We start from the raw sequence: 15,049 nt of genomic DNA on the forward strand, positions 1-15,049 counted from the left end.
GTGCGCAGGCACGCAGGCATCGGCCCGAGGGGCGGTCGCGACCCTCGACCGAGGGCGTGGCACCGGCCCCGAGCCTCAGCCCTGGGGCTGAGGCGCGGGCGGGCGACGCCCGCCCGGGGTCTGTCCCGCCGTGCGCGGCCCGCCCGCTACCGTGGGCCCGTGCCGTCCGCCCCCCGCGTGCCCGTCTGGGCACAGGACCTCCTGGTCGCCCTCGCGGCGGGCGCCGCGTGGTTCGCCGTCATCACGGTCATGGAGAACGGGGACTACTGGTACCCGCGGAACCCTGGCTCGTACCGCGTGGCCGGGCTCTGGATCGTCCTGACGCTCGCGTTGCGGCGCGTGACGCCCGGCCTGCTCTTCTGGACCACGGTGATGCTCTACCCGCTCGCCCTGCCCTGGATCATGCAGACTCCGTTCGAGCTGCTCCCGCTGATGATCGCCGGCTTCGCGGCGACGCGCTCCGGGGCCGTGCCCTGGCCGCTCGCCGCGGTCGCGGGAGGCCTCTCCGCGTTCTCCCTGCTCCTCTTCAGCCGTCCGGTCCTCACCTTCCCGCCCTCGGCCTTCTACCCCCAGGACCTCGAGATCGGGCGGTCGCCGTCGGACGTCCTCGTCGCGCTCGCGCTCGTGCTCGGCGCGGTGGCCGCCGGGGTGTTCTTCCACCGCCTGGCCGTGACGTCCGAGACCCTGCGCGAGCGCAACGCCGAGCTCCAGGCGCTGCAGGCCGAGCTCGCGGAGCGGGCGGTGCTCGCGGAACGCACCCGTATCGCGCGCGAGCTGCACGACGTCGTCGCGCACCACGTGTCCGCGATCGTCGTGCGCGCGCAGGCCGCGGACCGGGTCGCGGCGAACCAGCCGCGGGCCCCGCACGAGGCGGTGCGCTGGATCACCGACGAGGGCAAGCGTGCGCTGACGTCGATGCGGTCCGTCGTGCACGTCCTGCGCCGGGAGGACGCCCTCGACGGCGGCGTCGCGGCGCTCGCCCCCACCCCGGGGACCGACGACGACACCGCCGACCAGCTGCGCGCCGCGGCGCGCCGGCTCACCGATGCGGGGCGGGACGTCTCCCTGACCCTGCCCGACCCGTGGCCGACGACGAGCGCCGAGACGGGTCTCGCCGTCGTCCGCATCACCCAGGAGGCCCTGACCAACGTGCTGCTGCACTCCCTCGCCCCCGACGTCACCGTGACGGTGACCACCACCGGCACCCGTCTCGGGGTGCGCGTCCACGACGCCGGTCCCCCGCTCCCCGACGACCCGTCGGGTCGCACCGGCTTCGGCCTGTCCTCGATGCGCGAGCGCGCGGCCGCGGCCGGCGGGCACCTCGGCGCGGGGCCGGACGGGCGGGGCGGCTGGCTCGTCGAGGCGACCCTCCCCCTGGACGTGCGGTGAGCAGCGCGGCCTCGGGCGGGCCGGTCGTCGACCCCGTGCGCGTCGTCGTCGCCGACGACCAGGCGACGATCCGTCTCGGGCTGCGCATGATCCTCGACAACGAGCCGGACGTCACCGTGGTCGGCGAGGCGGGTGACGGGGAGACCGCGGTGGCGATGGCGCGAGCGCTGCGGCCCGACGTCGTGCTCATGGACGTGCGCATGCCGCGCCTCGACGGGATCGGGGCGACGGCGCGCATCGCCGCCGACCCCGACCTGGCAGGCGTGCGCACGCTCGTCCTCACGACGTTCGACGACGACGAGTACGTCTACGGGGCGCTGCGCGCCGGGGCTGCGGGGTTCCTGCTCAAGGACGCGGACCCGCAGAGCCTCGTCGACGCGGTGCACCGCGTCCGCGCGGGCGACTCGCTCCTCGACCCGGCGGTGACGGGACGGATCATCTCGACGTACGTCGAGCTCGCGCGGCACTCGCCGCTCGCGGGCGGCGGGGCCGGGGACCGGGCGGGCGCGAGGGACGGGCTCGACGCCGTGACGCCGCGGGAGCGCGAGGTCCTGCTCGCGGTCGCGCGCGGGCTGTCGAACCGCGAGGTCGGTGCCGAGCTGCACCTCACCGAGGCGACGGTGAAGAGCCACGTGCGCTCGCTGCTCACCAAGGTCGCGCTGACGAACCGCGTGCAGCTCGTCGTCCTCGCGTACGAGGCAGGGCTCGTCCGCCCGGGCGACGGCGCCTGAGCCAGGCCCGGGCACGACCGTGCCCGGCGACGCGAGGGGACGCGCGTCGTCGGGCACGGTGTCCTGTGGCCGACGGTCGGGTCAGCCGGCCGGCACGACCTCCCCGGCCCGCTCGCGGTCGGTCGCGAGGCGCGCGGCCCGGACCTCCTCGCGGCTCGTGCCGCGGTACGCGGCGGCGAGGATGTCGCGCATGTCCTCCAGCACGGGCATGCGGGGGTTGGCGGGTGCGCACTGGTCCTCGAACGATCGCAGCGCGAGCTCGTCGAGGCGGCTCATGAAGGCCTTCTCGTCGACGCCCTGGTCGGCGAACGTGGACTCGATGCCGACCTTCGCGCGCAGCTCCTCGACGGCCCGGGCGTAGGACTCGACGCCCTCCTCGGGCGTCGACGCCGGGAGGCCGAGGTGCTGCGCGATCTGCTGGAAGCGCTCCGGGGCGACGTAGCGCTCGTACTTCGGCCAGCTGGTGAGCTTGGTCGGGACCTGCCCGTTGTAGCGGATCACGTGCGGCAGGAGCACCGCGTTGGTGCGGCCGTGCACGAGGTGGAACGTCGAGCCGACGGTGTGCGCCATCGCGTGCACGATGCCGAGCATCGCCGAGCCGAACGCCATGCCCGCGATGGTCGCGGCGTTGTGCATCCGTTCGCGCGCCCTGGGGGCGGACGAGCCGCGCGTGACCGACTCCTCGATGCTCTCGAAGACCATCCTGATGGCCTGCAGGCACAGGCCGTCGGTGAAGTCGTTCGCGTAGACGGACACGAACGCCTCGGTCGCGTGGGTCAGGGCGTCGAAACCCGAGTCCGCGGCCAGCTTCGCGGGCATGGTCTCGGTGAGCACCGGGTCGACGATCGCGACGGTCGGCGTGAGCGCGTAGTCGGCGAGCGGGTACTTGAAGCCCGTCGCCTCGTCGGTGATGACCGCGAACGGCGTCACCTCGGCGCCCGTGCCCGACGACGTCGGGACGCACACGAGCTTCGCCCGCTCCCCCAGCTCGGGGAACTTGTACGCGCGCTTGCGCACGTCGAAGAACTTCTCCCGCATGTCGGAGAACTCGATCTCCGGGTGCTCGTAGCGCAGCCACATGACCTTGGCGGCGTCCATCGGCGAACCGCCGCCGATCGCGACGATCGTGTCCGGCTCGAAGTCGCGCATCGACTCCGCCCCGCGGTTCACGGTGCCGACGCTCGGCTCGGGCTCGACGTCGTCGATGACCTGGATCGCGACGCGCTCCTCACGACGGGCGAGGACGTCGAGCACGCGGTCGACGACGCCGATGCGGCTCATCACCTTGTCGGTGACGATCGTGACGCGGTGCACGTCGCGCATCTGGGCGAGGTACTGGAGCGAGTTCGGCTCGAAGTACGTCTTCGCGGGGACCTTGAACCACTGCATGTTGTTGTTGCGTCGTCCGATCCGCTTGATGTTGATGAGGTTGACCGCGGAGACGTTGTTCGACACCGAGTTGGCGCCGTAGCTGCCGCAGCCGAGCGTGAGGGACGGCAGGAGCGCGTTGTAGATGTCGCCGATGCCGCCGAGCGACGTCGGGCTGTTCCACAGCACGCGCACGGCCTTGACCCGCGAGCCGTACCGCTCGACGAGCGCCTCGTCCGAGGTGTGGATCGCGGCCGAGTGGCCGAGCCCGTCGAGCTCGACCATGCGCTCGGCGAGCGTGATGCCGTGCTCGGTGTCCCGCGCGCGCAGCACGGCGAGGACGGGCGTGAGCTTCTCGCGGCTGAGCGGCTCCTGGGGGCCGACGTCGTCGATCTCCGCGAGGATGATCGACGTGTCGTCGGGGACGGTGAACCCGGCCTGCTCCGCGATCCACACCGGGGACTGCCCGACGACCTTCGGGTTGAGCCTCGCCCCCGCACAGTTCGCGCCGCTCGCCTCGACCCCGAAGATCAGCCGTTCGAGCAGCGCCTTCTCCTGCGGCGTCGCGCGGTAGGCGTGCAGGCGGTCGAGCTCGCGCATCGCGTCGTCGTAGACCGCGTCGTCGAGGATGAGCGCCTGCTCCGACGCGCACACCATGCCGTTGTCGAACGCCTTGGACATCACGACGTCGTTGATGGCCCGGCCGAGGTCGGCGCTCTTCTCGACGTACGCGGGCACGTTGCCCGCACCGACGCCGAGGGCCGGCTTCCCGGCCGAGTACGCGGCGCGGACCATGCCGTTGCCGCCCGTCGCGAGGATGAGCGAGACGCCCGGGTGGTGCATCAGCGTGCTCGTCGCCTCGATGGACGGGTGCTCGACCCACTGGATGCAGTCGTCCGGCGCGCCGGCCGCCACCGCGGCGTCGCGCACGACGCGCGCCGCCTCGACCGAGGAGCGCTGCGCGCTCGGGTGGAAGGCGAAGACCACGGGGTTGCGCGTCTTGAGCGCGATGAGGGACTTGAAGATCGTGGTCGACGTCGGGTTCGTCACGGGCGTGACCGCGCACACGACGCCGACGGGCTCGGCGATCTCGACGACGCCCGTGAGCGCGTCGCGACCGACGACCCCGACGGTCTTGAGCCTCGCCATCGAGTTCGGCACGTGCTCGCACGCGAAGATGTTCTTCGTCGCCTTGTCCTCGAACACCCCGCGGCCGGTCTCGGCGACGGCCATCTGCGCCAGGTGGCCGTGCTTGCTCAGCCCGGCCACGGACGCCTTGAGGACGATGCGGTCGACGTCCTCCTGGGTGAGGCCCATGTACTGGTCGAGGGCCTTGCGGGCCCGCTCGACGAGGACGTCGATCTCCTCGGTCGTGCGGGTGCGGACCTCGTCCTGACGGGTCTCGGCGGCCTTCGTGCTCGCGCCCTTCGCGCTCATGCGTCCCCTCCGGAGCCCGGCCTGGCCGGGCGACGGGCCGCGGGTGCTGCCAGGGCCGGATGCCCCGGCTCCTTCAGCGGTCTCTACTTGTGAAGACTTTCACAAGCCTCCTTCGGGAGCAAGACCCCGCAGGTGTCGCGCCGGACACAGGTCTTTGGTCCCGCCGCCGGAGGTCGCCGTAGGGTGGGGTCCCATGACAGCCGAGCACGTGACGGACGCGATCACCCCTGCGACCACCGACACCGACCCGTACCTGTGGCTCGAGGAGGTCGAGGGCGACGAGGCGCTCGCCTGGGTCCGCGCCCGCAACGCCGAGGTCGCGGCGACCCTCGAGGTCCCCGAGGACTTCGCCACGACGGAGGCGGCGATCCGCGAGGTCCTCGACTCCGACGCGAAGATCCCCGAGGTCTCCCTCATCGGCGACCGCCTGTACAACTTCTGGCGCGACGCCCGCCACGAGCGAGGCCTGTGGCGCCGCACCACCGTCGACTCCTACCGCACCGACGCCCCCGAGTGGGAGACGGTCCTCGACCTCGACGCCCTCGCAGCGCAGGAGGGCGAGAGCTGGGTGTGGCACGGCGCCAGCGTCCTGCGCCCGACGCCGGAGCGGCTCGCCGCGGGCGAGCCGTGGCGGCACGCCCTCGTCGAGCTCTCCCCCGGCGGCTCCGACGCGGACGTCACGCGCGAGTTCGACCTCGTCGAGAAGCGCTTCGTCGACCCCGCCGACGGCGGGTTCCACCGCGCCGAGGCCAAGGGCTCGCTCGGCTGGGTCGATCCCGACACCGTCTACGTCTTCACCGACTTCGGCCCGGGCACGCTGACGCCGTCCGGCTATCCGCGGGTCGTCAAGCGCTGGACGCGCGGCACGCCGCTCGCCGACGCCGTGACGGTGTTCGAGGGCACCGACGAGGACATGTACATCTCCGCGTGGCGCTCGCACACCCCCGGCTTCGAGCGCGACTTCGTCCACCGCTCCAAGGCGTTCTACTCCGACGAGCTCTACCTCGCCGAGAACCCCGGGACGCCCGAGCAGGTCCTCACGAAGATCGACGTCCCCGACTCCGCCGAGGTCGGCGTGCGCCGCGAGTGGATGCTCGTCGAGCTGCGCGACGACTGGACCGTCGGTGGCGCGACCTACGCCGCGGGCTCGCTCCTCGTCACGCGCCTGGACGACTTCCTCGCCGGCGACCGCGGCTTCACCGTGCTCTTCGAGCCGACCGCGACGACGTCGCTCGCGGGCGCCACGTGGACGCGCCACCACCTCGTCGTCAACGTGCTCGACGACGTGAAGAACCGCCTCCACGTCCTCACCCCGTCCGCGGGGACGGCGGAGGACGCCGCCTGGGTGCGCTCCGAGATCCCGGGCCTCCCCGCGCTCGGCACGATCGGCGTCGGTGCGGTCGACCCGGTCGAGACGGACGACCTGTGGCTCGTCACGACCGACTACCTCACGCCGACGACGCTCTCGCTGCTCCACCTCGGCGATCGTCCGGGCGAGGCCGGGACCCCCGAGCCGCTCAAGTCGAACCCGGCGTTCTTCGACGCGTCCGGCATGACCGTCGCCCAGCACTTCACCGTGTCCGACGACGGCACGCGCGTCCCGTACTTCGTCGTCGGCCGCGCGGACCTCGTCGCGGGCGCCACCGGCGCCGACGGCACAGCCGACGGCACGACCTCGGGCAGCGGCACGGCGCCCACGCTCCTCTACGGGTACGGCGGTTTCGAGGTCTCCCTCACGCCCGGCTACTCGGGCGCGCTCGGCCGGGCGTGGCTGTCGCAGGGCGGCGTGTACGTCGTCGCGAACATCCGCGGCGGCGGCGAGTACGGCCCGGCGTGGCACCAGGCCGCGCTCAAGGCGGACCGGCACCGGGCCTACGAGGACTTCGCCGCGGTCGCGCGCGACCTCGTCGCGCGCGGGATCACGACGCACGAGCACCTCGGCATGGAGGGCCGCTCGAACGGCGGTCTGCTCGCGGGCAACATGCTCACGCAGTACCCGGACCTGTTCGCCGCGGTGATCGTCGGCGTCCCGCTGCTCGACATGAAGCGCTACACGAAGCTCCTCGCGGGCGCGTCGTGGGCCGCCGAGTACGGCGACCCGGACGACCCGGACCAGTGGGAGTTCCTGCGCACCTTCTCGCCGTACCACCTGTTCGAGGGCGACCGCGAGTACCCGCCGGTGCTCTTCACGACGTCGACCAAGGACGACCGCGTCCACCCGGGCCACGCCCGCAAGCTCGCGGCGCTCATGCTCTCCGCGGGCAAGGACGTCACGTACTACGAGAACATCGAGGGCGGCCACGGCGGCGCCGCGAACAACGCCCAGGCCGCCCACATGGCGGCGGTGCACTACCGCTTCCTCGCCGAGCGCCTGGCCTGAGGTCCCGCGGCCGAGCGAGACGACGGGCCCGCCCTCGAGAAGGTCGGTGACGGGGCGAGCGAGGACCAGGGCGAGGCGACGCCAGGAGGGGTGGGCGCCCCCAACCCACCCCGACGCCCAGGGCGACCACTCGTCGTCGGGCGCACGACCGCGGTACCACCTCGGCGAGAGGCGCGCGGGTCAGGAGTGCGGGACCGTCGCGGTGATGAGCGTGCCGTCCTCGCGCCGGTTGCCGGAGAGTGCGCGCAGGCTCGGGCGGCCGGGCCGGACCGGACCCTGGCCGTCGAGCGGGACCCGCACGACGTCGGCCCCGACCTCGACCTGCTTGCCCCGCACCCCGACCTGCACGGCGTCGCCCGTCTCCACGACGAGCTCGATCGCGTCGGGCAGCACGGTGACCTTGAGCCGTGACCCCTGCCACGCGAGGCGGTACGCGAGCGACTCCCAGCCCTGCGGCAGGCGCGGGTCGAACGTCAGCTCGCCGTTGTGGTCCCGCATGCCGCCGAACCCGCACGCGAGCGCCGTCCAGGTGCCGCCGGCCGACGCGACGTGCACGCCGTCTGCCGCGTTCGCGTGGAGGTTCGCGAGGTCGACGAACAGCGACGAGAGGAAGTACTCGATCGCGAGCTCGTGGTACCCGACCTCGGCCGCGATGATCGACTGCACGACGCCCGAGAGCGTCGAGTCGCCGGTCGTCAACGGGTCGTAGTACTCGAAGTCGGCGAGCTTCTCCTCCGCCGTGAAGTGCTGGCCCTGGAGGAACAGCGCGAGCACGACGTCGGCCTGCTTGAGCACCTGGTAGCGGTAGATGACGAGCGGGTGGTAGTGGAGCAGGAGGGGCCGCTTGTCCGCCGGGGTGTGCGCGAGGTCCCAGATCTCGCGCTCGAGGAAGTGCGAGTCCTGCGGGTGGATGCCGATGCTCTCGGCGTACGGGATCGACATGTGGTCGGCGGCGCGCACCCACTCGGCGGGCTCGGTCATGCCGAGGCCCAGCCGGTCGACCATCTGCGCGTAGTCGTCGGGGAAGTCCTCGCGCATGCGCTCGACGACGAACGCGGCGGCACGCAGGTTGAACCGCGCCATGACGTTCGTGAAGAGGTTGTCGTTGACGACCGTCGTGTACTCGTCGGGTCCGGTGACGCCGTGGATGTGGAAGTTGTCGTCGCCGTTGGCGCGCCAGAAGCCCAGGTCCTCCCACATGCGCGCGGTCTCCACGAGGATGTCGACCGCCTCGCGCCGCAGGAAGTCGGTGTCCCCGGTCGCGCGCACGTACTGCACGAGGGCGTAGCTGACGTCGGCGTCGATGTGGTACTGCGCGGTGCCGGCCGCGTAGTAGGCCGACGCCTCCTCGCCGTTGATCGTGCGCCAGGGGAAGAGAGCGCCCTTCTGCGACAGCTCCTGAGCCCGGCGCCGCGCGGCGTCGAGCATCTGGTAGCGGAACCGCAGCGCGTTCCGCGCGTACCGAGGGCTCGTGTAGGTGAGGAACGGCAGGACGTAGATCTCGGTGTCCCAGAAGTAGTGCCCGCTGTAGCCGGAGCCGGTCAGACCCTTCGCCGGGACGCCGTTGCCCTCCGCCCGCGCCGTCGCCTGGGCGAGCTGGAAGAGGTTCCAGCGCACGGCCTGCTGGACCTCGGGACGCCCCCCGACCTCGACGTCGGAGCGCGCCCAGAAGTCGTCGAGCCATGACCGCTGGTCCGCCATCTCCGCCGCGACGCCGCGGTCGCGCACCCGGTCGAGCGTGCGCCGGCAGCGGTCCACGAGCTCGCGCGACGGGACCCCGCGCGACGTGTGATAGGCGACGGTCTTCGTGAGCCGGATCGGTCGGCCCGGCTCGGCGTGCACGCGGAACACGTGCTTGGCGAGGTCCTCGTCGACCTGGGTGCGCACGTCCCACTCGTTCTCGGTCTCGAGGTGGTCGTCCGCCGCGACGGCGAGCGTCATGCCCGAGTTCGTGCACCGGTAGGACAGCACCAGGCGCTCGTCGTCGCCCCACTGCGTCTGCGGCTGGAGCACCCGTCCGGCGAACTGCTCGGCCTTGCGCGGGTCGAACCCCTCCCCGAGGGACGCCGACCGCACGTGGTACTCGTCCTGGCCGTCCTGCCGGTTGAGCACCTGCGAGGAGATGGCGACGGGAGCCGCGGCGTCGAGCATCGTCACCTCGAACGTCATGACGGCGAGGTGCCGCTCGACGAACGAGACCATGCGCTCCGACCGGATCCGCACGCGCTTGCCGGACGGCGTGCGCCACAGCAGCTCGCGACGCAGCACGCCGTCGTGCAGGTCGAGCGAGCGCTCGTAGTCGACGAGGTCCGCGACGGGCAGCAGGAGCGGCTCGTCGTCGACGTACAGGCGGATCACCTTGGCGTCGGGCACGTTGACGATGGTCTGCCCGACCTTCGCGAAGCCGTACGCCTCCTCGGCGTGGTGGATCGACCAGGTCTCGTGGAAGCCGTTGATGAAGGTGCCGTGCGCGTGGGACTCGCGTCCCTCCTCGACGTTGCCCCGCATGCCGAGGTAGCCGTTGGCCGTGGCGAACAGCGTCTCGGTGACCCCGAGGTCCTCGGCGGAGAACCGCGCCTCGACGAGGCGCCACGGGTCGGCGGGGAAGCGCAGGCGGTCGACGGTGTGCTGCTCGTCGGAGGTCTTGCGGATCACGCGGCGCCCCCCTGGCGGGCGGGCGCGTCGAGGACGGCGGCGTCGAGCTCGCCGAGATCGCTCACGACGAGGTCCGCGCCGTGCTCGCGCAGCGCGTCGGGGCCCACACCGCGGTCGACGCCGAGCACCAGGCCGAAGTCGCCGGCCGCACCGGCCTGGACCCCCGAGAGCGCGTCCTCGACGACGACCGCCGCGGCGGCGGGCACGCCGAGGAGCTCCGCCGCCCGCAGGTAGGTGTCGGGGGCCGGCTTGCCGGGGATGCCCTCGCGCGCCGCGACGTTGCCGTCCACGACCACCTGGAAGCGGTCCGCGAGGCCGGACGCGGCCAGCACGGTCGGCGTGTTGCGCGACGACGACACGACCGCGACCGCCGCGCCCGCCGACGTCACGGCGTCGAGGAACCGGACCGAGCCCGGGTACGGCGCGATGCCCTCCTCGGTGAACATCCGGTTGACGATCTCGTCCTTGCGGTTGCCCAGCGCGCACACGGTGCTCTCCCCCGGCGCGTCGTCCGCCGCGCCGCGCGGCAGCTCGACGCCCCGCGACGCGAGGAACGTCGCGACGCCGTCGTAGCGCGGCTTGCCGTCGATGTGGGCGAAGTAGTCGGCGGACGTGTAGGGCGCCAGGCCGTGCGCCGCGGTGAACGGCGCGAACAGGCGCTCCCAGGCGCGCATGTGCAGCTCGGCGGTCGGGGTGAGGACGCCGTCGAGGTCGAAGAGCACGGCTCGCAGGACGGGCATGGAGGTCCTTCGCGGTGGGGGGGGGTGAGGAGCGGGGTGAGCCCGGACCGGTCCGGGCGTGGGGGTCACGACAGGTCACGACAGGTCACGACGCACGAGCACACCCGGGCGGGTGGCGCCCGCGGCCGGGACCAGCCTACGCACCCGAGGGCGCTCGCGAGAAGCGGCTCACCCCTGGGCGCGCTCCGCGAGCACCTCCGCGACGCGGCCGAGGTTCGCGAGGAGCGCACGATGGTCGTCCGGCGTCCCCCCGACGGTCCGCCCGAGCCCCGCGGCGTGCGTGCGCGACGCGCCGAGGAGCGTCACGTCGTCGAGCGCGGCGGGCGGGAGACCGATGCGGCGCCAGGGCGTCGCGACGAGGTCCGCGAGCTCGCCGAGCGCCGGGCCGGCGCACTGCGAGGCCTTCGCGGGCGGCAGCGCGGCCCACAGGCCCACACCCCGCTCGACGGCCCGTGCGACCGTCTCCCACAGGCGCTCGTCCCACGCGCCCAGGGCCAGCCCGACCGCGTCCGCTCCCGCCAGCACGACCGGCGCGATCCCGACGCGGGCCGACCCCACGTGCACGACCGTCGACGCACCGGCCGCGCGCGCGGCGTCGAGCACGGGACGCAGCCCGTCGACGAGGTCCGGCCCGGCGACCGCCCGCAGCCGCGAGAACCCCGAGAAGCTGGGCAGCGCCCCCGCCCCCACCGCGGCGAGGAGGGGCTCGTCGACCTGCACGACGACGTCCGCCCCCGGGACCTGGCGACGCACCTCGGCGACGTGCTCGCCGACGCCCGACGCGAGCGCCTCGACGAGGTCGTGCACGGCGCCGCGGTCGGACAGCACCCGGTCGCCGCGCGCGAGGTAGAGCTCCGCCGCGAGCGTCCACGGGCCCTGGACCGTCACGGCGAGCGGGCCGGCGAACCCCGACGCCGCGATCGCGAGCGCCTCGACGTCCTCACGGACCAGGGCCTCGGCGCGGCGCTCGTCGGCGCCCGGATGGTCGGCGAGCTTCCAGCCGTGCGGGCCCAGCTCGACCGGCAGGCCGGGCAGGAGCGCGGCGGTCCGCCCCGTCGGGTCGGCGCCGGGACCGCGGCCGAGCAGCTGCACGAGGAAGGGGATCCCCTGCACGCCCGTCGGCACCTCCGCGAGGTCGCCGAGCACCGTGAGCTGCGCCTCGAGCACGTCGGCCTCTCCCCCGGGCCACGGCCCGAGACCCGTCACGGCGGTCATGGGACCTGTCCCCGGACCGTCGGGCCACCACGTACGTCACGGATCATGCGTCCGTCACCTCTCTCCAGGAGTACTCGAAGGACGGAGCCGTGCCGAGGCCTCACCGAGGCCCGGGGGCGCACCTCCGGCCAGGACGGTACCGACCGGAGGACACGACCGACATGAGGGTTCACGACGACGGCCGTCGCACGACGGCTCCTCGTGCCACGGCGGCCAACAAGGCCGCCGCGATCACCGTGCACACGCAGGCCATCCCGGGCAACCACGCCGACGTCCTCGCCGCGCTGCTCGCACCAGGGTTCCGCGACCACGACGCCGGCGGGGACGGCGGGCTCGACTCGCTCGTCGCGACGATGCGCTGGCACGCCGACGCGTTCGACGACCAGCGCGTCGAGGTGCTGCACGCCGTCGCGGAGGGCGACCTCGTCGCCCTGCACGTCGAGGTGAGCGCCCGCCACACGGGCTTCTACCGCGGGCTCGCACCGACGGGACGTCGCTTCCACGTGCGCGAGATGCACGTCCTGCGCTTCGCCGAGGGCCGCGAGGTCGAGCACTGGTGCGTGCGCGACGAGCCGGCGCTCGCGCGGGCGCTCGCTCAGGACGACACCCCCGTACCGGCGGGCTGAGCGGACGCGGGGGCGGTAGTGCCACGGGAGGCACGGGAGGCGCTGTCCACGGTGGCCTGGCCGAGCACGCGCGTGCCCGCGTAGACGACCAGCGACTGCCCCGCCGCCACGCCGCGCAGCGGTGTGCCCGTGAGCTCGACGCTCATCGCCGCGCCCGTCGAACCGTCCGTGGCTCGTACGCGCGCCGCCACGGGAGTCCCGTGCGCGCGGACCTGCACCTCGGCGTCGAACGCCGCACCCGGTCGGGCGAGCGGCGCCGGTCCGTCGAGGACGCCGTCGAACCACACGGCTCCGCCGGCCTCGATCCGGTCGACGCTCAGCAGCTCGGCGGGTCCCACGACCACCCGGTTCGTGGCGGGCTGCACGTCGAGCACGTAGCGCGGTCGCCCGTCGGGCGCGGGGCGGTCGATGCCGAGCCCCTTGCGCTGGCCGACCGTGTACGAGTAGGCGCCGTCGTGCTCGCCCAGCACCCGTCCCTCGGTGTCGACGACCTCGCCGGGGCGCGAACCGAGCCGGTCGCGCAGGAAGCCCTGGGTGTCGCCGTCGGCGACGAAGCAGATGTCGTACGAGTCGGGCTTGGCCGAGACCGACAGGCCGCGGCGCGCGGCCTCGGCGCGGACCTCGTCCTTCGACGCGAAGTCGCCGAGCGGGAACATCGCGCGCGCGAGCCGCTCGGGGCCCATGACCGCGAGCACGTAGGACTGGTCCTTGGCCTGGTTCGGCGAGCGGTGCAGCTCGCGGGACCCGCCGGTCCCGTCCGGGGCCGCCCCGCGCGTCACGACGCGCGCGTAGTGGCCCGTCGCGACGGCGTCGAAGCCGAGCGCGGTCGCCTTGTCGAGCAACGCCTCGAACTTGATGTGCTCGTTGCAGCGCACGCACGGGTTGGGCGTGCGGCCCGCCTCGTACTCGGCGAGGAAGTCGGCGACGACCGTGTCCTCGAACCGCTCCGAGAGGTCCCACACGTAGTACGGGATGCCGAGCACGTCGGCCGCGCGCCGCGCGTCGCCCGCGTCCTCGATCGAGCAGCAGCCGCGCGAGCCGGTGCGGAACTGGTCGCGGTTGCGCGACAGGGCCATGTGCACGCCCACGACGTCGTGGCCCGCCTCGACGGCGAGGGCCGCGGCGACCGCGGAGTCGACGCCCCCGGACATCGCGGCGAGCACCCTCATGCCGCACCTCCCGACGGGGCCGGCACGGACGCCGTGGCCGGCGCGGGAGCAGGACGGGTCCGGGCGGGCGACGACGCGAGCCCGGCCGCCCGGGCACGGTCCACCGCGGCGGGCAGCGCGTCGAGGAGGTGCGCGACGTCGTCGGGGGTGGACGTCGCACCGAGCGAGAAGCGCAGGGCGCCGCGCGCGTCGTCCTCCGGGACGCCCATCGCGAGGAGGACGTGGGACGGCTGCGGGACCCCCGCCTGGCAGGCCGAACCGGTCGACGCCTGCACACCGGCGGAGTCGAGCAGGTAGAGCAGGGAGTCGCCCTCGGCGCCGGGGAACGTGAAGTGGGCGTTCCCGGGAAGCCTCGCGCTCTCCTCGTCACCCGCGCCGCGGTCGGGCTCGGGACCGCTCAGGACGGCGTCCGGGACGACCCGTCGCACGCCGGCGACGAGCTCGTCGCGCAGCGACCCCAGGTGCTGCGCCCGCTCCGCGCGGCGCCCGACCGCCTCGGCGACCGCGACGCCGAACGCGCGGATCGCGGGAGCGTCGAGCGTGCCGGAGCGCACGCCGCGCTCCTGCCCGCCGCCGTGCAGCACGGGCGTCAGCGGTGCGTCGCGGCGCGCGACGAGCGCACCCACGCCCACGGGCCCTCCGAGCTTGTGCCCCGAGACCGTCATCGCGTCGAGCCCGCTCGCCGCGAAGTCGACCGGGACCTGGCCGACGGCCTGCACCGCGTCCGAGTGCACGGGGATGCCGTGGGGGCGCGCGAGCTGCACGACCTCGTGCACGGGCTGCAGCGTGCCGACCTCGTTGTTCGCCCACATGACCGAGATGAGCGCGATCTCGTCGGCGTGCTGCGCGAGCTCGGCCCGCAGCGCGTCGAGCTCGACGCGGCCCTGCGCGTCGACCGGCAGCAGCACGATCTCCGCGCCCGCGTGCTCCGCCATCCAGAACGCCGGGTCGAGGACCGCGTGGTGCTCGACCGCGGAGACGACGATGCGGCGGCGGCGCGGGTCGGTGGTGCGCCGACCCCAGAACAGCCCCTTGATCGCGAGGTTGTCGGCCTCGGTACCGCCCGCCGTGAGCACGACCTCGCTGGGCCGTGCGCCGAGCGCCGCCGCGACCGCCTCGCGCGCCTCCTCGACCGTGCGCCGCGCTGCGCGCCCGGCGGCGTGCAGGGAGGACGGGTTGCCCGTGCGCGACAGCTCGTCGACGAGGGCGTCCCGGGCCGCCGCGGAGAGGTGCGTCGTGGCGGCGTGGTCGAGGTACGCGACGCCTCGGACGGCGGCTGAGGAGGTCCCGGACGGGGCGCCGGATGGCTGGGTCACGGTCACCCAGTCTACGAACCAGT

Annotated in this window: 10 protein-coding genes; 4 read left to right on the top strand and 6 right to left on the bottom strand. The window is 73.8% G+C overall.

Annotated features, from left to right (window positions below):
* The first annotated feature begins 159 nt into the window (after positions 1-159).
* Complete coding sequence (locus tag NFS20_RS11195; protein ID WP_251151839.1) at positions 160-1,389, top strand: sensor histidine kinase; 1,230 nt, start codon at positions 160-162, stop codon at positions 1,387-1,389.
* Entirely contained in the window at positions 1,386-2,120 is a 735-nt protein-coding gene (locus NFS20_RS11200; protein ID WP_251151840.1) for a response regulator, read from the top strand. The genes NFS20_RS11195 and NFS20_RS11200 overlap by 4 nt, the downstream gene beginning before the upstream one ends.
* Before the next feature lie 81 nt (positions 2,121-2,201).
* On the opposite strand, the gene adhE is transcribed toward NFS20_RS11200, so the two are convergent.
* On the bottom strand, positions 2,202-4,925 hold the full coding sequence (adhE, locus tag NFS20_RS11205) for a bifunctional acetaldehyde-CoA/alcohol dehydrogenase (protein ID WP_251151841.1): 2,724 nt from the start codon (positions 4,923-4,925) through the stop codon (positions 2,202-2,204).
* 193 nt (positions 4,926-5,118) lie between these two features.
* On the opposite strand from adhE, the gene NFS20_RS11210 reads away from it, so the two are divergent.
* Entirely contained in the window at positions 5,119-7,305 is a 2,187-nt protein-coding gene (locus NFS20_RS11210) for a prolyl oligopeptidase family serine peptidase (protein ID WP_251151842.1), read from the top strand.
* Between the two features lie 180 nt (positions 7,306-7,485).
* Here NFS20_RS11210 and NFS20_RS11215 read toward each other — a convergent pair whose 3' ends face one another.
* The 3 genes from NFS20_RS11215 to NFS20_RS11225 all read right to left on the bottom strand — a co-directional run bounded on the left by NFS20_RS11215 (position 7,486) and on the right by NFS20_RS11225 (position 11,915).
* Entirely contained in the window at positions 7,486-9,960 is a 2,475-nt protein-coding gene (locus NFS20_RS11215; protein WP_251151843.1) for a glycoside hydrolase family 65 protein, read from the bottom strand.
* Entirely contained in the window at positions 9,957-10,700 is a 744-nt protein-coding gene (locus NFS20_RS11220) for an HAD family hydrolase (protein ID WP_251151844.1), read from the bottom strand. The genes NFS20_RS11215 and NFS20_RS11220 overlap by 4 nt, the downstream gene beginning before the upstream one ends.
* 168 nt (positions 10,701-10,868) lie before the next feature.
* A complete protein-coding gene (locus NFS20_RS11225) occupies positions 10,869-11,915 on the bottom strand; it encodes a uroporphyrinogen decarboxylase/cobalamine-independent methonine synthase family protein (protein WP_251151845.1) in 1,047 nt (348 codons plus the stop codon).
* Between the two features lie 161 nt (positions 11,916-12,076).
* Between NFS20_RS11225 and NFS20_RS11230 the strand changes: the two genes are divergently transcribed.
* The gene (locus NFS20_RS11230) at positions 12,077-12,541 is read left to right on the top strand and encodes an ester cyclase (RefSeq protein ID WP_251151846.1); all 465 of its coding nucleotides are present in this window, start codon (positions 12,077-12,079) and stop codon (positions 12,539-12,541) included.
* On the opposite strand, the gene mnmA is transcribed toward NFS20_RS11230, so the two are convergent.
* Positions 12,511-13,710, bottom strand: coding sequence for a tRNA 2-thiouridine(34) synthase MnmA (gene mnmA, locus NFS20_RS11235; protein ID WP_251151847.1), 1,200 nt, complete (start codon positions 13,708-13,710; stop codon positions 12,511-12,513). The two genes, NFS20_RS11230 and mnmA, sit on opposite strands and share 31 nt — an antisense overlap.
* Positions 13,707-15,026, bottom strand: a complete 1,320-nt coding sequence (locus NFS20_RS11240) for a cysteine desulfurase family protein (RefSeq protein WP_251151848.1) — start codon at positions 15,024-15,026, stop codon at positions 13,707-13,709. Before NFS20_RS11240 ends, mnmA begins: the two co-directional genes overlap by 4 nt.
* Positions 15,027-15,049 lie beyond the last annotated feature (23 nt).

Source organism: Cellulosimicrobium sp. Marseille-Q4280 (assembly GCF_943181405.1).
Classification (GTDB): Bacteria; Actinomycetota; Actinomycetes; order Actinomycetales; family Cellulomonadaceae; genus Cellulosimicrobium.